This window comes from Arthrobacter sp. NPDC092385 (genome assembly GCF_044755105.1).
GTDB lineage: Bacteria > Actinomycetota > Actinomycetes > Actinomycetales > Micrococcaceae > Arthrobacter_D.
Genome location: NZ_JBIVQL010000019.1, coordinates 1 through 18,164, shown reverse-complemented (window position 1 = coordinate 18,164; position 18,164 = coordinate 1). Strand labels below are relative to the sequence as shown.

The 18,164-nt window shown below is 69.0% G+C and carries 17 protein-coding genes and 1 riboswitch; of the genes, 13 read left to right on the top strand and 4 right to left on the bottom strand.

Annotated features, from left to right (window positions below; translation table 11 throughout):
- Window positions 1-88 precede the first annotated feature (88 nt).
- Entirely contained in the window at window positions 89-1,270 is a 1,182-nt protein-coding gene (locus tag ACIQCY_RS16740; protein WP_400484987.1) for an MFS transporter, read from the bottom strand.
- Between the two features lie 99 nt (window positions 1,271-1,369).
- Window positions 1,370-1,966: a DUF1349 domain-containing protein gene (locus ACIQCY_RS16735; RefSeq protein WP_400484986.1), complete on the bottom strand. Its 597-nt coding sequence runs from the start codon at window positions 1,964-1,966 to the stop codon at window positions 1,370-1,372.
- 136 nt (window positions 1,967-2,102) lie between these two features.
- Window positions 2,103-2,230: riboswitch (SAM riboswitch) on the top strand.
- Between the two features lie 140 nt (window positions 2,231-2,370).
- On the opposite strand from ACIQCY_RS16735, the gene ACIQCY_RS16730 reads away from it, so the two are divergent.
- From ACIQCY_RS16730 to ACIQCY_RS16700, 7 genes are read left to right on the top strand one after another with little or no spacing between them, the layout of a single operon-like run.
- A complete protein-coding gene (locus ACIQCY_RS16730) occupies window positions 2,371-4,032 on the top strand; it encodes an ABC transporter substrate-binding protein (protein WP_400484985.1) in 1,662 nt (553 codons plus the stop codon).
- Entirely contained in the window at window positions 4,033-4,965 is a 933-nt protein-coding gene (locus ACIQCY_RS16725) for an ABC transporter permease (protein ID WP_400484984.1), read from the top strand.
- Window positions 4,962-5,885: an ABC transporter permease gene (locus ACIQCY_RS16720; protein WP_400484983.1), complete on the top strand. Its 924-nt coding sequence runs from the start codon at window positions 4,962-4,964 to the stop codon at window positions 5,883-5,885. The genes ACIQCY_RS16725 and ACIQCY_RS16720 overlap by 4 nt, the downstream gene beginning before the upstream one ends.
- The gene (locus tag ACIQCY_RS16715; RefSeq protein WP_400484982.1) at window positions 5,882-7,648 is read left to right on the top strand and encodes a dipeptide ABC transporter ATP-binding protein; all 1,767 of its coding nucleotides are present in this window, start codon (window positions 5,882-5,884) and stop codon (window positions 7,646-7,648) included. Before ACIQCY_RS16720 ends, ACIQCY_RS16715 begins: the two co-directional genes overlap by 4 nt.
- Window positions 7,645-9,084, top strand: coding sequence for an LLM class flavin-dependent oxidoreductase (locus ACIQCY_RS16710; RefSeq protein WP_400484981.1), 1,440 nt, complete (start codon window positions 7,645-7,647; stop codon window positions 9,082-9,084). Before ACIQCY_RS16715 ends, ACIQCY_RS16710 begins: the two co-directional genes overlap by 4 nt.
- Before the next feature lie 8 nt (window positions 9,085-9,092).
- Window positions 9,093-10,394, top strand: a complete 1,302-nt coding sequence (locus ACIQCY_RS16705; protein WP_400484980.1) for an acyl-CoA dehydrogenase family protein — start codon at window positions 9,093-9,095, stop codon at window positions 10,392-10,394.
- 39 nt (window positions 10,395-10,433) lie between these two features.
- Window positions 10,434-11,006: an MOSC domain-containing protein gene (locus ACIQCY_RS16700; RefSeq protein WP_400484979.1), complete on the top strand. Its 573-nt coding sequence runs from the start codon at window positions 10,434-10,436 to the stop codon at window positions 11,004-11,006.
- Between the two features lie 104 nt (window positions 11,007-11,110).
- Here the strand turns inward: ACIQCY_RS16700 and ACIQCY_RS16695 are convergent, their stop codons facing one another.
- Entirely contained in the window at window positions 11,111-11,578 is a 468-nt protein-coding gene (locus ACIQCY_RS16695) for a VOC family protein (protein WP_400484978.1), read from the bottom strand.
- 93 nt (window positions 11,579-11,671) lie between these two features.
- Here ACIQCY_RS16695 and ACIQCY_RS16690 point away from each other — a divergent pair, with 93 nt between their 5' ends.
- Together ACIQCY_RS16690 and ACIQCY_RS16685 are read left to right on the top strand one after the other, a co-directional pair.
- Complete coding sequence (locus ACIQCY_RS16690) at window positions 11,672-12,115, top strand: DUF3054 domain-containing protein (RefSeq protein ID WP_400484977.1); 444 nt, start codon at window positions 11,672-11,674, stop codon at window positions 12,113-12,115.
- 34 nt (window positions 12,116-12,149) lie between these two features.
- Window positions 12,150-12,431: an Lrp/AsnC family transcriptional regulator gene (locus ACIQCY_RS16685; RefSeq protein ID WP_055771154.1), complete on the top strand. Its 282-nt coding sequence runs from the start codon at window positions 12,150-12,152 to the stop codon at window positions 12,429-12,431.
- An 81-nt stretch (window positions 12,432-12,512) separates the two neighbouring features.
- Here ACIQCY_RS16685 and trpD read toward each other — a convergent pair whose 3' ends face one another.
- Window positions 12,513-13,574 (bottom strand): anthranilate phosphoribosyltransferase, encoded by a 1,062-nt coding sequence (gene trpD, locus ACIQCY_RS16680; protein WP_400484976.1) that lies wholly within the window; start codon window positions 13,572-13,574, stop codon window positions 12,513-12,515.
- Window positions 13,575-13,722: 148 nt separating this feature from the next.
- Between trpD and ACIQCY_RS16675 the strand changes: the two genes are divergently transcribed.
- From ACIQCY_RS16675 to ACIQCY_RS16660, 4 genes are all read left to right on the top strand, one after another.
- Window positions 13,723-14,361, top strand: coding sequence for a heme-copper oxidase subunit III (locus ACIQCY_RS16675; protein WP_400484975.1), 639 nt, complete (start codon window positions 13,723-13,725; stop codon window positions 14,359-14,361).
- 86 nt (window positions 14,362-14,447) lie between these two features.
- Window positions 14,448-15,239 (top strand): c-type cytochrome, encoded by a 792-nt coding sequence (locus tag ACIQCY_RS16670; RefSeq protein WP_400485025.1) that lies wholly within the window; start codon window positions 14,448-14,450, stop codon window positions 15,237-15,239.
- A gap of 75 nt (window positions 15,240-15,314) precedes the next feature.
- On the top strand, window positions 15,315-16,337 hold the full coding sequence (locus ACIQCY_RS16665) for a Rieske 2Fe-2S domain-containing protein (protein ID WP_400484974.1): 1,023 nt from the start codon (window positions 15,315-15,317) through the stop codon (window positions 16,335-16,337).
- Window position 16,338: 1 nt separating this feature from the next.
- Window positions 16,339-18,024, top strand: a complete 1,686-nt coding sequence (locus ACIQCY_RS16660; RefSeq protein ID WP_400484973.1) for a cytochrome bc complex cytochrome b subunit — start codon at window positions 16,339-16,341, stop codon at window positions 18,022-18,024.
- Window positions 18,025-18,164 lie beyond the last annotated feature (140 nt).

Here is an 18,164-nt window from a genome sequence, read left to right as displayed (position 1 = left end):
GCCTCGGCCGGGACTTCTGTTCCGGGCTAGCGACACGGCGTGTTCCGAGGGCGGGTGCGCACTCCGACGACGAGCAGGGTTCCTGGAACTACGGCCTGGTCCTGCCGACGGCCGCCGCTGTCGAGTCACGCAGCATCAGCGCGATCCCGCTGAGCAGTGACACCGCGGCGGTCAGGACGAGCAGGGGTCCGAGGCCCAGGCCGGGGATCACGGCGCCGGCAAGGGCCGGCGCTGCGACCGAACTGATGGCTCCGACGACAAGGCAGGCCGTGAATGCTGCGCCTGCGCGGTCGGGCACCAGCTCGGCGGTCCAGACGGCGAGGACCGCCGATCCTGCCATGTATCCGACACCGAAGATGCACGCTGAGACTGCCGTCGCGGTCAGGGAGTCACTGGCCAGGCCGAGGAGTGCCAGTGCTGCAGCGACCGTGACGAGGCAGAGGGCGGCGACCCGCGAGGCGCCCATCCGCTGCACTGCGGCTTCGGTCGCCAGGCCCGCCGCGCCGGTGAGGCCGATAGCTGCGTAGAGTGCCGGGACGGCAAGAGCGGGGAGGTCGCCGCTGGCCAGGGTGTCCGCTGCGTAGGTGAAGTAGATGACGACGACGGCGAAGTAGACGACGGAGTAGGCGGCGGGTACCCGCAGCGCCTTCGCCAGTGAGGAGACACCGTGCGGTCCGTCCGGGCGCGGATCCGGACGGGTCGGCGACACGAGGCGGAGGTTCAGGATCGCGGCTGCCACCGCGGCAAGAGCGATACCGGCCCAGACCAGGCGCCATGAGCCCAGTGCTGCAAGGACGGCCAGGCCACCCAGGAGAACCAGTCCACCGCCGGTGCCGGTCGTGATGATCGCCAACGTCCGTGACCGGTGTTGCAGGGGCACCGCACGGGTCACGATGTCGGAGTAGGGCGCCCAGACCCAGCCCCCCGCGCTGCCGGCCAGGACGACACCGGCCGCGAGCAGCCACGGGGACTGCGCAAGTGTCACGAGCACCGCTCCCAGGGCGCCACATGCTCCACCCACAGTTGTCGGAGCGCGCGAACCGCGGCGAGCAGCCAGCGGCCCGGCGAGCAGCAGGCCGGCCAGGTAGCCTGCGAACGTCGCACTGGCGATGAGGCCGAGCACCAGCTCGGAGAGCCCCAGGTCCTGCCGGATGCCGGGCAGCGTCAGGCCGTAGGCGTAGCGGGCCATCCCGAAGGCGACCCCGACCACCGCCGCTCCGGCCAGGCCTGTCCGGCCGCCCGCCGAGAGCTCCATGGAAAACCACCTCATCCTGACTCGTTCGTCCGAGCGACTGCCCACCTGGCGGATCGATGACGACGGCGCCGTCGTCATCGGCTGATGCACAGGCCGGCGGCGGCAGCGACTCCCCTACCCGTGCAGCGCAGCGTCCGCTTCCCCCTGTGCCCAGCCGGTGAAGGTCACTGTCAGGCCCGCTCGCGTGGGCGAGCAGCAATACGGCCCCGCCGAGACCTCCAGGCCGGGTTCGAGTGGCACGACGCGGACGAGGCGGAACGCCTCCCCTGACCTGCGAGCGCGGATCGTGACGGCATCGCCGCTCCTGCTCATGCGCACCGTCACCTCCTGCCCACCCCACTCGGGCACCGGGGCGACCGACCAGTCGGATACACGATCAGTCACCACGGCACCCACCTGGGGAACGCCGTCGGACACCTCCACTCCGGCCTTGATCCAGTGCTCCGCACTGCTGTGCAGGTAGATGCCGGCCTGGTCGAACTGCTCCCGGTAGTCGAGCAGGAACGAGACGTCGAGAGCGGTGTCCTGGGGGAAGGGTGCCAGCAGGGCGTGAGCGCTGTCGTGGACGAAACCGTACGACGTCCGCCGCCAGGCGTCGCTTCCCTCCACGGCCGTCACGCGCAGGTGGCCGCCTTCCACCACGGCGTCCTCCGGCGGGTTACGCCAGGAGCCGGTGGTCCAGGGCGAAGCCGGGGTACGGGCAGCGATCATCGAATGCCTTTCTGAGCGGAAGGCGGGATCCCTGTTCGGCATCGGATCCGCTGCCTGATGGGGCGATATCGCAATACCCGGTCATATTACTTCTTATTGGCGCGACTGCCGGATTCTCTGCCTATAGTGAATTCAGCTTCAAGAGATGCGGCCGCCAAGCTCCGACTAGGCCGCGCACCAACCCCATGTTCCTGGGTGGTTCGGATGACGAAGCGGCCTCCGCCTTGGCACTTCGTGCTGGTCCGGCGCGGGCAAGAGCACTTCGAAAGGCACTCCCCGTGAGTTGTAGCGCCCTCCCCCTCCCCTAGCAGACCCTGCGCGTCCTGCGCATCCTGTTGCTCTTCATCCCCTTTTCCGGTGAATTCCGCTGTGCGCGGTGCCGGACCCCTTCCAAGGAATTCTCCATGAATGCATCCGTAATTCGTCCTGCCCGAGATCGCCGCCGATTCCGCAGCTTCACCGCATTGTCGGCCGTCGCCCTGGTGTCCCTTGTCAGCGGCTGCGCCGGTCCGGCCGGTCCCTCCTCGGTGGCCGGTGACGAGCCGGTGGACGGCGGCATCCTGAACGTGTCGATCTCGGCCGAACCCGGCTGCCTCGACGGCCACGGGATCTCTGCCACACAGCAGCAATTCCTCGGCCGGCTGATCTACGACAACATCGTGACGCTCGACGAGAACGGGGAGATCGCTCCCTACCTCGCTGAATCCTGGGACATCTCGGAGGACGGCAAGACCTACACGTTCCACCTCAAGGAGGGAGTGACCTTCAGTGACGGCTCGCCCTGGAACGCCGAGGTGCTGGGCCAGAACCTGGAGCACATGCGGGATCCGGCCACGAAGTCCCCCCTCGCGGCTGCGTACATCGCCCCGTACGTGGACGGCACCGTCATCGACGAGTACACCTTCGAAGCCCACCTCGAGTACCCCTACACGCCCTTCCTCTACACCCTGGCGCAGTCGTGGCTCGGCATGAACTCGGGCAAGGCGATCACCGAAGCCCCCGAGACGCTCTGCCAGAACCCGATCGGCACCGGGCCGTTCACGGTCGCGGACTACAAGCCCGGCCAGAGCATCAGCTACACCAAGCGCGCCGGCTACGACTGGGCGCCGGAGTGGCTCGAGGGCGACGGCGAGGCACACCTCGACGGCGTGGAGGTCACCCTGGTCAGCGAGCCGGTCATCCGGCACCAGTCGCTCGTCTCGGGCCAGTACGACCTCACCGAGAACCTCGCACCGCAGAACGCATCCGCGGTCCAGGCGGATTCGAACTTCACGTACGAGAACCTGCCACGGACGGGCAGCCCGTACGTCCTGAGCTTCAACCTCAACCGCGCACCCTTCAACGATCTCGCGGTCCGCCAGGCATTCGCCGCGTCCGTGGACACGAAGGCCGTCACCGACAGCCTCGGCTTCGACACCTACACCCCGATCGACAGCTTCCTGTCGAAGGAGAGCAAGTACTACGACCCTTCGGTCGAGGGAACGCTCACCTACGATCCCGAGCGGGCGAACAAGCTGCTGGACGACGCCGGCTGGTCCACGCGTGACAGCGAGGGGTTCCGTACCAAGGACGGTCAGCGCCTCGTGGTCGAGGTGCCGGCGGTGGAGAGTTCGACGCCGAGCCCCCTGCTGGTCCAGCTGCAGGGAGAAGCCAGGAAGGCCGGCTTCGACCTCCAGATCATCCAGCTCCCGCAGGCCCAGCTCACCGAGCGGCGCTACGCCGGGGACTACGACGCGCTGGCGGGCGTATGGCACACGAACACGACCGACGTCCTCTTCATCCGGTACCACTCCTCGGAGATCACCGGGGAGCGGATCGGGCAGAACTCGTCCTACGTCGACGATCCGGCCCTGGACGAACTGCTCCTGACGGCCCGTGAAGCCAGTGACGGCCCCGAGGCGGCCGAGGCCTACTCCAAGGCCCAGCACCGGCTGCTCGAGATCGTCCCGGGCGTCCCGCTCTACGAGAACCCGAGCCAGTTCGCCTACGCCAACACCGTCCAGGACGTCGCGGTGGACACCTCCCACCCCGTGCCCGTGCTGACCTACGCCTGGAAGGCGGAGTAGGTGGCCGTCCTCCGGCGCATCCTCACACGCCTGGCCGTCGGGATCGGGGTCCTCTGGGGCGCCGCCACGCTGACGTTCCTCGCGGTCTACCTGATCCCGGGTGACACCGCCCTGCTGATCCTCGGCGGTCCCGACGCACGGCCCACCGCCGAGACCCTGGCGCAGGTCCGCGCCGACTACCTGCTCGACCAGCCGTTCATCGTCCAGTACGGCAGCTATCTCGGGAACCTGCTGCAGGGGGACCTGGGGCAGTCCTACCGCCTGCGCCTGCCGGTGACGGAAGCCATCGGCCAGCAGATCGGTGCGACGGCGGCGCTCGCAGGCGCCGCCGTCGGAATCGCCCTGCCCCTGACCTTCGCGGTCGCCGTCCTCTCGGCGCAGCGTGCGAACTGGATCCGGTCGATCGTCTCCGGTATCGAGGTGGTGTTCGCGGCGACGCCGACCTTCATCATCGGCTTCGCCCTGCTGATCGTCTTCTCCTTCACGCTCCGATGGTTCCCCATCGGCGGCAACCAGGGGACGGCGGCCCTGGTCCTCCCGGCACTCACGCTCGCCCTCGCGATCTTCGGGACCCTGTCCCAGGTCCTGCGGAACGAACTCGAGGACGTCCTGGAGCAGCCGTTCATCCTGACGGCACGGTCCCGCGGCATGCGGGACCTCCCGGTGCGGATCCGCCATGCGCTGCGGCACGCCGCCATCCCCGTCATGACCATGTCGGGCTTCGTCGTCGCGGCGCTCCTCGGCGGGTCGGTCGTCGTCGAGACCCTCTTCAGCCGGCAGGGCATCGGTTCGCTCACGCTGGCCTCGGTCTACAACAAGGACCTGCCCGTCATCATCGGGATCGTGCTCCTCTCGGCCGCGGTCTACGTGGTCGTCAACCTGGTGATCGACCTCCTCTACACGCTCATCGATCCGAAAGTGGTGACAGCATGAGCATCGCCTCCCGCACCGCCCCACCCGCCGTCGCAACCCTCGCCACCCCCCTGGGCGGTCCCCCGGTGTCACCGGCGGGCACGCCAGGCCGGACACCGCGGGCACGACGCCGGCTCCGCATCCGCCCGGGCATCCTGCTGGCCTCCGCCTTCCTCCTGTGGCTGGCGGCCTCGGTCCTGGTGCCCGGCCTTCTCGCCCCGGGCGATCCCTACGCGGTGAATCCGGCCAGAAGCTTCGAGGCGCCGAGTGCCGCGGCCTGGTTCGGCACGGACGATTCCGGCGCCGACAACTACACGCGCATCGTCCACGGTGCCGCCACCTCCCTGTACATCGGCATCGGCGCGACGGCGATCGGGGTCCTCGGCGGCACGGCGATCGGCCTCCTCGCCGGCCTCAACGGACGCCTGGTCGAGGCCTCCGTGATGAGGTTCCTCGACGTCACCCTGGCCATCCCGGAGATCCTGCTCGCACTGGTGGTCATCGGCATCATCGGTGGCGGCACCGAGAACGCCATCCTCGCCATCGGCGCCGGGAGCATTGCCTACTACGCCCGCATCACGAGGGCGCAGACACACCTGGTCAGGCGGTCCGGCTACGTCGAGGCCGCGCGCACGCTGGGGCTGCCCGCCTGGCGGGTCCTCCTCACGCACATCGTGCCGAACGTCATCAAGCCCGTGCTGGTCCTGGCCACGATCGGCGTCGGATCGGCCATCGGCGCCGGCGCCTCCCTGAGCTTCCTGGGACTCGGCACCCCTCCCCCTGCACCCGAATGGGGGGCGATGCTCTCGGCCGGCCGCAACTTCATCTCGAACGCACCCTGGATGATCACCTTCCCCGCGGCGTTCCTCGTCGCCACCGTCCTGTCCATCACCGTCATCGGCCGCGAGCTCAGGCGCCGCGCCGAAGGGAGGATCGCATGAGCCCCGCGCCTGCCCTCACCCACCAGCCCGCGCCGTCGCCGGCCGCTGGGCCCGTCGTCGAACTCGAGGGCCTCACGGTCGAATTCGGCCGCGGCAGCCACCGGCGGGAAGTCGTCCGGGACGTGACCCTGTCCATCCGGCCGGGCGAGTGCCTGGCTCTCGTCGGCGAATCGGGGTCCGGCAAGTCGGTGACCGCCAGGACCCTGGTGGGACTGACGGGACCCGGAGCGCACGTACGGTCCCGATCCCAGCGCTTCAACGGCCAGGACGCGTCCGGCTGGGGCGAACGCCAGTGGACCCGCGTCCGGGGCACCGAGGCCGGATTCATCCTCCAGGACGCGCTCTCATCGCTGGACTCGCTGCGGACCGTCGGGAACGAGGTGGGTGAGGTGCTCCGCCTGCACACCGAGCTGGACCGTGCGGCACGCCGCGAGCGCGTCGTCGATCTCCTCGCCTCTGTCGGCGTTCCGGACCCGGAGGTCCGCGCGAGCCAGTACCCGCACCAGCTGTCCGGCGGCCTCCGCCAGCGGGCACTCATCGCGTCCGCGATCGCGGCGGACCCGGGGTTCCTCATCGCTGACGAGCCGACGACGGCGCTGGACGCCACGATCGCGGCGCAGGTCCTGCGCCTGCTCGGCGGCCTCAAGGACGCGAGGACAGGGATGCTCGTGGTCAGCCACGACCTCGCCGTCGTCGCGGACCTGGCCGACCGCGTCGCGGTGATGCGGAACGGCGTCATCGTCGAGGAGGGCAGCGTCCAGGCGATCCTGCAGGACCCCCGGCACCCCTACACGCAGGGGTTGCTGGCTGCCATCCCGTCGAGGGCGTCCCGCGGATCCCGGCTGACGGGCGGTCCGGCAGCAGTGCGCGCGGATTCGACGGCGTCAGGCCGCGTCTCGGGCCCAGCACCCGGCGCGACCACCGGTGCGACCACGGTTGCGACCACCGGTGCAGCCGGCGATGTGCCTCCGGCGGCACTGCTGACGGTCGAGGGGATCACCAAGAGCTACCCGACACCGGATGGCACCCGCCGCACGGCCGTCGACGGCGTCTCCTTCGCACTCCACACGGGCAGCACCCTGGGGATCGTCGGCGAGTCGGGGTCGGGCAAGAGCACCGTGGCCCGCATCACCCTCGGCGTCGAAGCGGCGGACGCCGGTTCCGTCCGTGTGCACGGTCGCTCCTGGGACGAGCACCGGGCATCGAGGGACCTGTCGGCCCGACGATCGGTGCAGATGATCTACCAGGACCCGCTGCACTCGTTCGACCCCCGGAAGACGGTGCGCCAGGTCATCGGACAGGCCGTCGCCGCCGCCGGTACTCCCCGGGCCGCGCGGGCGGGCCGGGTCCTCGAACTGCTGGACCTGGTGGGCCTGCCGGCGGACAGGGCGCGGAGCCGTCCACTCGACCTCTCCGGAGGCCAGCGACAGCGCGTCGCCATCGCGCGGGCGCTCGCCGCCGATCCGGAGATCATCATCTGCGACGAGCCCGTCTCCGCTCTGGACGTCTCCGTGCAGGCCCGCATCCTGGACCTCCTCACGGACCTGCAGCAGCGCTTCGGGCTCAGCTACCTCTTCATCTCCCACGACCTCGGCGTCATCCAGCACGTCAGCCGCGACGTGCTCGTTCTGAAGGACGGCGCGGTCCTCGACCACGGTCCGGTGGACGACGTCTTCGACGACCCCCGCCACGAGTACACGCGGCAGCTCATCAACGCCATCCCCGAACTCCCCGCCTTCCGGAAGGACCAGGTGCACCCATGACCCGCCAGATCGCCTTCAACCTCTTCGAGATGAACTGCGTGGGACACATCTCCCACGGCCTCTGGGTCCACCCGGAGAACAACCGGCACCGGTTCAACGACCTCGACTTCTGGGTCGAGACCGCGAAGCTGCTCGAGGCCGGGCTCTTCGACAGCGTCTTCCTCGCGGATGTGATCGGGACGTACGACGGCTACCGCAACGGCCCCGAGACAGCACTGCGGGAAGCCGTGCAGATCCCGAGCAACGACCCCCTGCTGATCATCCCGGCGATGGCTGCTGCGACGAAGCACCTGGGGTTCGCGGCCACCTTCTCCACGACCTACGAGCCGCCGTTCGCGTTCGCCCGCAGGGCCTCGACGCTCGACCACCTGACGAAGGGCCGTTTCGGGTGGAACATCGTCACCTCGTACCTGCCCAACGCCGCCCGGAACTTCGGGCTGGCCGACGAGGTGGAGCACGACCAGCGGTACGCCATCGCGGACGAGTACCTCGACGTGCTGTACAAGCTGTGGGAGGGATCCTGGGACGACGACGCCGTGGTCGAGGACCGCGAGCGTCGGGTCTACACCGATCCGTCCAAGGTCCGCTACATCAACCACCGCGGCCGGAACTTCTCGGTCGCCGGTCCGCACCTCAGCGCGCCGTCCCTCCAGCGCACGCCGGTCCTCTTCCAGGCCGGCAGCTCGACGGCGGGAAAGGCGTTCGCGGCGAAGCACGCCGAGGGAGTCTTCGTCGGCGGGCGCGACGCCGCGGCCTACCGTGAGAACGTCCAGGACCTCCGCCGCCTGGCGGTCGACAACGGGCGGAAGGCCGACCACATCAAGGCCTTCGCCGGGGCCGTCGTCATCGTCGGCAGGACGCACAAGGAAGCGCAGCGCAAGGCGGACGAGTACCGCCGCCTCTCTAGCGCAGAGGGCTATCTCGCGCATGCCGGCGGAGGCGGGATCGACCTCGCCGCCTACCGGCCGGACGAGGTGATCGACGACATCCTGGCGCGCGAGAACCGCCCCGGCCGGGACAGGCAGCCGAGCAACCGGCGGCACCCGGCGGGTACCACCGTCGGGCAGGCACTGGAGCGCATCACGAGGTTCGACCGTGGGCCGTTCGTCGCCATCGGTACGCCGACCGAGGTCGCGGACGAGATCGAGCGGTGGGTCGAGGGTACCGACCTCGACGGGTTCAACCTGCGGCAGTTCCTCACACCGGGGACGGCGGAGGACTTCGTCGAACTCGTGGTCCCCGAACTGCAGAAGCGCGGCCGGTACCGCACGTCATACGAGGAGTCGACGCTCCGCGAACGGCTGTTCGGCCCGGGCAACACCAGGCTCTTCGACGAGCACGTCGGCGCCCGGTACCGCAACGGTGCCCATCTCGGTCCGGATGCACGCACCCTCGACGCGCTCGGCGTCGAGACCGCCACCCCGTCCTTCGCCTAGGAGTCCCCGTGTCCACGACGACCACCCGGGAGATCCGGACCGGCAGTGCCGTGCCCGCCCTCCCCCACGATGTCCCCTCCGATCCGCCGCGCACGGCGGCGCTCCTCGAGAGGTTCCGCCCGATCTTCTCCGCCGTGGCCGACGGCGCCGCCCGGCGGGAGCAGGAGCGGGTGCTTCCCTTCGCCGAGGTGGAGGCGCTCAAGGAAGCAGGCTTCGGAGCCCTGCGCGTCCCCGCCGCGTACGGGGGATCCGGCGCCAGCCTCCGCCAGCTCTTCCTCCTCCTGACCGAGCTCGCCGCGGCGGACTCGAACCTGGCGCAGCTGTGGCGCGGCCATTTCGCCTACGTCGAGGGGACGCTCCTGCAGCCGCCGTCGGCCCACCGCGACCGCTGGCTCCTCGACATCGCGGCCGGGGCGATGATCGGCAACGCCTCGAGCGAACTGACGGGTACGTCCCTCCGGGACATCCGCACGTCGCTGGCGTCGCAGGCAGCGGACGGCACGCTGACGCTCACGGGGACGAAGTACTACAGCACGGGCAGCCTCTACGCGGACTGGATAGCCGGCAGCGCCGTGCACGACGGCGAGCGCGTCGGGTATGCCGTCCGGGCCACCGCGCCCGGTGTCGACAGGATCGACGACTGGGACGGGTTCGGCCAGCGGCTCACCGGCAGCGGCACGACCCACTTCACCGACGTGCGCGTCGACCCGCAGAACGTGCGTGCCTACTCGCCCGACGCCCCGAGCCACGTCCATGCGTTCTTCCAGCTCGTGCTCGTCGCATCCCTGGCGGGTATCGCGCGGGCGGCCGCTGCGGACGCCGCCGCCTTCGTCCGTCCGCGGACGAGGTCCTACGTCAACGCGACGACGCCGACTCCACGGGAGGACCCGCAGGTGCTCCAGGTCCTCGGTGAGCTGTCGGCGTCCGCGTTCGCCGCCGACGCCGTGGTGCTCGCCGCCGCCGACGCCCTGGATGCCGCGTACCACCGGCTCGAGGCAGCCCGGCTGGAGGATGGACGCGACGCGAAGGAGTCCGCCGGCAGGCAGCCCGACCTGGCGAAGGCGGCGGTCGATCTCGCGGAGGTGGCGGTGAGCCAGGCCCAGCTGGTCGCCGTCGAGCAGTCGCTGCGTGCAGCCACCCACCTCTTCGAGGTCGGCGGGGCATCAGCGACGTCGACGGCCAGGTCCCTCGACAGGCACTGGCGCAACGCGAGGACCATCTCCTCGCACAACCCGGCCATCTACAAGGCACGCTCCCTCGGGCACTGGGCGGTGTACGGCGAGCGCGAGCCGCTACCCGGGAACGGATAGCGGGACCGGGGCCGCGACGACGACCGATAGCGTGGGGGTATGACGCAAGAATTCCGGTACGACGTCGAGATCCTGCACCTGCTGGTGTCCGGTGCCCATGCCTACTTCGGGCGGGCGCGCGACGGTGCCGCCGACGTGGCGACCACCGACGCGGACAGCGTCGAGGTCGTGGCCGGCAAGGGGATCGTGGGTGACCGGTTCTTCGGGAAAGCGGCCCACATGGATGCCGCAGTGACGCTGTTCGCCATCGAATCCCTCGAGGCCATCGCGGCGGACCTCGGGTCCGGCCCCTTCGATCCGCTCCTGCCGCGCCGCAACGTGGTCCTCCGGGGAGCCGAACTCGTCCCGCTCATCGGGCACGACTTCGTCCTCGAGTCGGCGGGCGGGACGGTCGCGTTCCACGGGGGCCGGCATGCCCACCCCTGCGCCTGGATGGACCGGGTCCTGGCGCCCGGGGCGCACAGGGCGATGCGCGGCAGGGGTGGCCTGCGCTGCCGGCCGCTGGGCAGTGGCAGGCTGCACCGCGGACCCGCGGTCCTCGTGAGTCCGATCCCGCTGGACGCGGCCCGGGCGCATAATGCCACGGTGCTCCGGCCCGGCCGGCTCCCCTGACGGGATCGCCCGGAGCGGACCCTCGAGGGGCGGTGGCCCGCCCGGCAGGCGCGGCCGCGCCGACCCCGCGGGCGATCGTCCTGCGCCGACGGGGGCAGTCCGCGTCAGTCGCCGCGGTAGGCGGCCTCGAGGGCGGCGATGTCGAGCTTCTGCATGCCGAGCATGGCCGCCATGGCACGCTGTGCGCCCTCGGCGTCGTCGCCGCCGATCAGGCTGGGCAGTGCCGTTGGGATGATCTGCCACGACAGCCCGAACCGGTCCTTGAGCCAGCCGCACCTGCTCTCCTCGCCGCCGTCGGCGGTCAGCGCGGACCAGTAGCGGTCGACCTCCGCCTGGTCACCGCAGGAGATCTGGAAGGAGACGGCCTCCGTGAAGGAGAACTGGGGGCCGCCGTTGAGGGCCACGAACGACTGGCCGTCGAGGTCGAAGGACACCGTCAGGGCCGGAGCAGCCGCACCCTGCCCTGCACGCGAGACGTTCAGGATGCCGGAGTTCCTGACCACCGAGGTGTACAGCTCGGCCGCTTCCTCCGCGTCGCCGTCGAACCAGAGGCATGGAGTGATCGATCCCATCGAAAGTGCCCTTCGCTCAGGCCGCACCGCAGTGCGGACGGTTGCCCGAATCTAGTTCACGGCCGCCACGACGACAACCACTAGGCTGGTGCCATGGCCCACCGCACCGCTGACGACTCCTTGCTGGGGGGACCGTCCCGGGTCCGCGCGCCGCTCGTACCGGTCGCCTGGCTCGCGGCCGACGTCGTCCTCGTGCTCGCGTTCGCCGCCTCCGGCCGTCGGACCCACGAGCACGGGGTCACGGTTCCGGGTGTCCTCGAGACCGCCTGGCCCTTCCTCCTCGCCTATGCGGTCGCGGCGCTCGCCCTGCGTGCGTGGCGCTCCCCCGCGGCGCCCTGGCCCACCGGGACCGTCCTGTGGGTCGTCACCGTGGCGGGCGGCCTCGCGCTGCGCGCCCTGTCAGGGGCCGGCGTGGCCCTCAGCTTCCAGATCGTCACCCTGCTGGTCCTCGGCGCATTCCTCCTGCTACCCCGCGCGGCGGCACGCTTCGTCGGCCGGCGGCGGCGCCACCACCCCCGCCCCGAGCCGGTAGCGTAGGGGCCGAGGTCCCGTCCCACCCGAAAGGCACGCCATGATCACCGCATTCGTCCTCATCCAGACCGACGCGTCGCGCATCCCGGAGAGCGCGCAGGCCATCTCCGAGATCGAGGGCATCAGCGAGGTCTACTCGGTGACGGGCGAGTGGGACCTCATCGCCATCGCCCGCGTCAGCCGCCACGAGGACCTCGCGGACGTCATCGCCGACCGCCTGTCGAAGATCGAGGGCATCCGTTCGACGACGACGCAGATCGCCTTCCGCTCGTACTCGCAGCACGACCTCGACGCGGCGTTCTCCCTGGGATTCGACAGCTGACCGTGCCACGCCCTCCGGTGCGTGGCGCTGCCGGCCCGGCCCGGATGGTACGACGGTCGCGGCAGGCGCCGGCGATGCGGCTCAGCGGGACCGGCTGACCTCCACCCACCGCTCGAGCACCCCGGCCGCAGCGCCGGAATCGATCGACGCCCGGGCGCGTTCCATCGCGGACCTGACGCGCTCCACGAGCCCACCCTCCGAGCCTTCGTCGAGCGCCACCAGGCCCGCGGCCGCGTTCAGCACGACGGCGTCGCGCACGGGGCCGGTCCCGCCCGCCAGGACCGCGCGCACCACGCCGGCGTTACCCGCGGCATCGGTGCCCCGCAGGGCGTCGACCGGTACGACGTCGAGCCCGAAGTCGCCGGGGTGCACCTCATATGCCTGCACCTTGCCGCCGCGCACTTCCCAGACGGTCGAGGATCCGCTGGTGGTGAGCTTGTCCCGCCCGTCGTCACCGCGGAACACGAGGGCGCGGATGCCCCGCGCGGCGAGGACGCCCGCCATGAGGGGAGCCATCCTGGCGTCCGCGCACCCCAGCGCCTGCGCCGTGACGCCGGCCGGGTTGCTCAGGGGGCCGAGGAAGTTGAAGGCGGTCGGCACGCCGAGTTCCCGGCGCGGCACCGCCACGTGCTTCATCGACGGGTGGAAGACCTGCGCGAAGCAGAAGGTGATACCGACCTCCTCGGCCGTCCTCGCCACATCCGCCGGCGCGAGGTCCAGCCGGACACCGAGTTCCTCGATGACATCGGCGGCACCGGAGGCCGACGAGGCACCACGGTTGCCGTGCTTGACGACCTTCGCGCCAGCCCCGACGGCCACGAGGGAGGACATCGTCGAGATGTTGAGGGTGTTCAGGCCGTCACCACCCGTTCCGACGATGTCGAGAGTGGGTCCTGCGACCTGGATGCGGTGCGCCCGACCGAGCATCGCCTCCACGAGGCCGACCAGTTCATCCACCGACTCGCCCTTGCCGCGCAGCGCGATCAGGAAGCCCGCGATCTGCGCGTGGCTGGCCTCTCCGGCCATGATCGTGTCCATCGCCCATCGGCTCTGCGCGGTGGTCAGATCATCGCCGGCCAGGAGGGACGAGAAGATCGACGGCCAGGTGGGCTGCGCCGCGGCGGGGGTCGTTGTCAGGCTCACCGTCCAAGATTATCTACGAATTGTAGAAAGTCATCCCGGGGAACTTCCGCGTAATCACGGGCGTTGGGGCTCCCTACCGCTTCGCGAACCCCTCCGGGAGCCCGTTTCGCGTTGGTGATCGCCATGATCTTGGGGACATAATGAGTCTGTGACATCTGCGACCCAAGCCCCCAGCGCCGCCCCGCATCCCGCGCTCAACCGCCCGAACATGGTCTCCGTAGGAACCGTGGTGTGGCTGTCCAGCGAGCTGATGTTCTTCGCCGGCCTCTTTGCCATGTACTTCACCCTGCGGTCCACCTCCAGCGAGATGTGGGCCATGGAGACCGAGAAGCTGAACGTCCCGTTCGCGCTCGTGAACACCGTCATCCTGGTGTCGAGCTCCTTCAGCTGCCAGTTCGGCGTGTTCGCCGCCGAACGCCTGCAGCCGCGCAGGACGGGCGGACTCTTCTCCCTCGCCCGCTGGGGCATGGTCGAGTGGTTCCTGCTGACCTTCATCATGGGCGCGATCTTCGTCTCGGTGCAGGCCTACGAGTACGCGGAGCTGGTCTCCGAGGGCGTCGCACTGTCCTCCAATGCGTTCGGCTCCGCCTTCTACATCACCACCGGATTCCACGGGATCCACGTGATCGGCGGGCTCGTCGCGTTCCTCTTCATCATCGGCCGCGCATTCATCGCACGCCGCTTCGGCCACTTCGAAGCCACGTCGGCCATCGTCGTCTCGTACTACTGGCACTTCGTCGACGTCGTCTGGATCGGCCTGTTCATCATCATCTACTTCCTTCAGTAACTGCCTCCTGTAATCTCTTCTACTAGAGGTAGAATTCAATGAAGAACTCCAGCAGCTCTGGCACCACAAAAGGCAGGAACCACTCCGTGAAGGCACTCTCCCAGAGGCGGCGTCACCCACTAGCAGCGTTCGCACTGCTCCTGATGGCGCTCCTTGTCACCGGCGGGATCTACGCCGCAGCCAGCACCGCGAACGAGGCGCAGGCACAGACCACCACGTTCACCGCCGACGACGTCGAAGAGGGCAGCAAGCTCTTCTCGGCCAACTGTGCCTCCTGCCACGGCATGGGAGCCACCGGGTCCCAGGCGGCGCCGTCGCTCGTCGGAGTCGGCGCCGCGTCCGTCGACTTCCAGGTCGGCACGGGCCGCATGCCCATGCAGATGGACGGGCCCCAGGCGCAGGCCAAGCCCGTGCAGTTCACGGACGAGCAGATCAGCCAGATGGCGGCCTACGTGGCGTCCCTCGGTGCCGGTCCCGCCATCCCCTCCGAGGAGATCCTCGATGCATCGGAAGGCGACCCCTCCCACGGTGGCGAGCTGTTCCGCGTGAACTGCGCCATGTGCCACAACGCTGCGGCGGCCGGCGGCGCCCTGACGCAGGGCAAGTTCGCTCCGTCCATCGACGGCACGAGTGAGAAGCACATCTACGAGGCCATGGTCACGGGACCGCAGAACATGCCCGTGTTCAACGACGCGAACATCGCGCCGGAGGACAAGCAGGACATCATCGCGTTCCTGAAGACCATCGAGGAACAGGGCTCCCCTGGTGGAGCGGAACTGGGTTCGCTCGGTCCGGTGTCCGAAGGGCTCTTCATCTGGGTCGCCGGCCTGGGCGTCGTCATCGCCTTCACCGTGTGGCTCACGTCAAGGTCCTCCTGACCATCCGCGCCCGCCTCGAGAACGAATCAATGACAAACCTGCGTACGCAGTACCCACAGAAGGATGAGAGGGATCATGGCCGACTCTAGTAACGGTGCTCCGGGAACCTCGGTGACCGTCGCTACGCCTGGCCGGGAGCTGGACGAGTTCGAGAACCCGGGCCTCCCGCCGCACCGGCCGCGCCTCGCGGACCGGGACCGCCGCGCCGAGAAGCGCGCCGAACGCCAGGTCGCCCTGCTGTTCATCATCTCCGTCCTCGGTACCCTGCTCTTCTTCGCAGGCTACTTCTTCGTCCCCCTCGACCAGACGGTTGAGCGCCTGCGCCTCCAGAACCTGATGCTCGGGCTCGGCACCGCTTTCGCGATGCTCGGTATCGGCGTGGGTATCGTCCACTGGGCCAAGACGCTCATGCCGGACCACGAGGTCACGGAGAGCCGCCACGAGATCCGGCCCGAGCGCGATCGCCAGGACGCGGAGAAGATCGTCAACGACATCCTCGACGAGTCCGGCATCAAGCGCCGCCCGCTGATCCGCAACACGCTCCTGGGCGCCGCGCTGCTGGCTCCCCTGCCGGCGATCGCGATCTTCCGCGACCTCGGTCCCCTGCCTGGTGACTCGCTGAAGCACACCATGTGGGACGCGGGCGTCCGCCTGACGCGTGATCCGAGCGGCACGCCGATCCGGGCCTCGGACGTGACGATCGGCTCGGCGTTCCACGTCATCCCCGAAGGCCTCAACGAGGTCGAGAACAAGCTCGAGGAGAAGGCGAAGGCGGTCGTGCTGCTGATGCGCCTCGACCCCGAGGAACTGAATCCCTCTCCCGGGCGGGAGAACTGGGGCCACGACGGCATCGTCGCGTACTCGAAGATCTGCACGCACGTCGGCTGCCCGGTAGCGCTCTACGAACAGTTGACCCACCACCTGCTGTGCCCCTGCCACCAGTCCACCTTCGACCTCGAGCAAGAGTGCAAGGTCATCTTCGGACCGGCTGCGCGGCCGCTGCCACAGCTTCCCATCGAAGTCGACGACGAGGGCTACCTCGTCGCGTCGAGCGATTTCCAAGAACCCGTAGGACCTAGTTTCTGGGAGCGAGGCTGACATGAGCAGCTCAACTGCGACGCAAACCTACGTGCCGAAGACGCGCGTGGGCAAGGTCACCGACTATGTCGACTCGCGAGTCGGCGGCTCGGGGATCGTCAAGGAGTTCGGCCGCAAGATTTTCCCCGACCACTGGACCTTCATGTTCGGTGAGGTGGCACTGTACACCTTCGTCATCCTGCTGATCTCCGGTACCTTCCTCACCTTCTTCTACGATCCGTCCATGGCCGAGACGCACTACGAGGGCAGCTACCTGCCCCTGCGCGGCGTCGAGATGTCCGTGGCCTACGCATCCTCGCTGGACATCTCCTTCGACATCCGCGGCGGGCTGTTCATGCGGCAGATCCACCACTGGGCGGCACTCCTCTTCGCCGCGTCGGTGGCCGTGCACATGCTCCGCGTGTTCTTCACCGGCGCGTTCCGTCGCCCCCGCGAATTCAACTGGGTGGTCGGATGTGTCCTGCTCATCCTGAGCCTCGCTGCCGGCTTCACCGGCTACTCGCTCCCCGATGACCTGCTCTCCGGAAACGGACTGCGCATCATCGACGGCGTCATGAAAGCCATCCCCGTGGTCGGCACCTACCTGAGCTTCTTCCTCTTCGGCGGAGAGTTCCCCGGCACCATGATCATCGGCCGCCTGTACGTGCTGCATATCCTCCTGATCCCGGCAGTGATCCTGCTGCTGATCGGCATCCACCTGTTCATGGTCGTGCTGCACAAGCACTCGCAGTTCCCTGGCCCCGGCCGCACCAACACGAACGTCGTCGGCTACCCCGTCGGTCCGGTCTACGCTGCCAAGGCAGGCGGATTCTTCTTCATCGTGTTCGGCGTCCTCGCCGCGATCGCCGCTGCATTCACCATCAACCCGATCTGGAACTACGGTCCGTACGACCCCTCCCCGGTGTCGGCCGGCACGCAGCCCGACTGGTACATCGGCTGGGTGGACGGTGCCCTGCGCCTGATGCCGGGTACCCTCGGCCCCAACTTCGACTTCGAATTCCAGATCCCCTTCCCCTGGGGCGTCAACACCCTGTCCCTGAACGTCCTGATCCCCGCACTGGTCCCCGCGATCATCGTCTTCACCCTGATGTTCGCGTGGCCCTGGATCGAGGCGTGGGTGACGAAGGACAAGCGCGAACATCACCTGCTCGACCGCCCTCGGAACGCCCCGAGCCGGACTGCCATCGGCGTCGCAGGCGTCGTGTTCTACTGCGTGCTGTGGGCTGCTGCAAGCTCGGACCTCATCGCCACGCACTTCCTGGTGTCCCTGAACGACGTCACGTACTGGCTCCGCTTCCTGGTGTTCTTCGGGCCAATTATCGCCTTCATGGTGACGCGACGCATCGCCCTTGCCCTGCAGCGCAAGGACCGTGAGATCGCCCTGCACGGTCGCGAGACCGGACGCATCGTGCGGCTTCCGCACGGCGAGTTCATCGAGGTCCACGAGCCCGTCGACGACTACAAGCGCTACAAGCTGGTCAGCTTCAACTCGCCCGAGGTCATGGTCCCGAAGCCGGACGAGAACGGCAAGATCAGCCGCCTCGACAAGGTCCACGGACGCGTCTCGCGTTTCTTCTTCGAGGACCGCGTCGCACCCGTGACCCCGAAGGAACTGGCCGCTTCCCACGGCGACCACCATGGCGAGGTCGCAGGAGCGAAGGACCGCGAGTCCATCGCCAGCCACTAAGGGGCCCCCGGCCCTGACCGCCTGACAGAAGGGCCCGGACGGATTCTGAACTGCTCCCCGGAAGTTGGACTGAGAAATTCAGTTTCGACTCCCGGGGAGCATTTTTATGCATGCACGTAGTTCGTTGTCGGTGGAGCAGC

Bases quoted from the DNA above. Each gene is read 5' to 3' on its own strand.
- ACIQCY_RS16660 (WP_400484973.1), top strand. From the start codon at position 16,339: ATGAGCAGCTCAACTGCGACGCAAACCTACGTGCCGAAGACGCGCGTG.
- ACIQCY_RS16695 (WP_400484978.1), bottom strand. From the start codon at position 11,578: ATGGGATCGATCACTCCATGCCTCTGGTTCGACGGCGACGCGGAGGAA.
- ACIQCY_RS16700 (WP_400484979.1), top strand. From the start codon at position 10,434: ATGACGCAAGAATTCCGGTACGACGTCGAGATCCTGCACCTGCTGGTG.
- ACIQCY_RS16740 (WP_400484987.1), bottom strand. From the start codon at position 1,270: ATGAGGTGGTTTTCCATGGAGCTCTCGGCGGGCGGCCGGACAGGCCTG.
- ACIQCY_RS16665 (WP_400484974.1), top strand. From the start codon at position 15,315: ATGGCCGACTCTAGTAACGGTGCTCCGGGAACCTCGGTGACCGTCGCT.
- ACIQCY_RS16715 (WP_400484982.1), top strand. From the start codon at position 5,882: ATGAGCCCCGCGCCTGCCCTCACCCACCAGCCCGCGCCGTCGCCGGCC.
- ACIQCY_RS16730 (WP_400484985.1), top strand. From the start codon at position 2,371: ATGAATGCATCCGTAATTCGTCCTGCCCGAGATCGCCGCCGATTCCGC.
- ACIQCY_RS16685 (WP_055771154.1), top strand. From the start codon at position 12,150: ATGATCACCGCATTCGTCCTCATCCAGACCGACGCGTCGCGCATCCCG.
- ACIQCY_RS16710 (WP_400484981.1), top strand. From the start codon at position 7,645: ATGACCCGCCAGATCGCCTTCAACCTCTTCGAGATGAACTGCGTGGGA.
- ACIQCY_RS16690 (WP_400484977.1), top strand. From the start codon at position 11,672: ATGGCCCACCGCACCGCTGACGACTCCTTGCTGGGGGGACCGTCCCGG.
- ACIQCY_RS16720 (WP_400484983.1), top strand. From the start codon at position 4,962: ATGAGCATCGCCTCCCGCACCGCCCCACCCGCCGTCGCAACCCTCGCC.
- ACIQCY_RS16735 (WP_400484986.1), bottom strand. From the start codon at position 1,966: ATGATCGCTGCCCGTACCCCGGCTTCGCCCTGGACCACCGGCTCCTGG.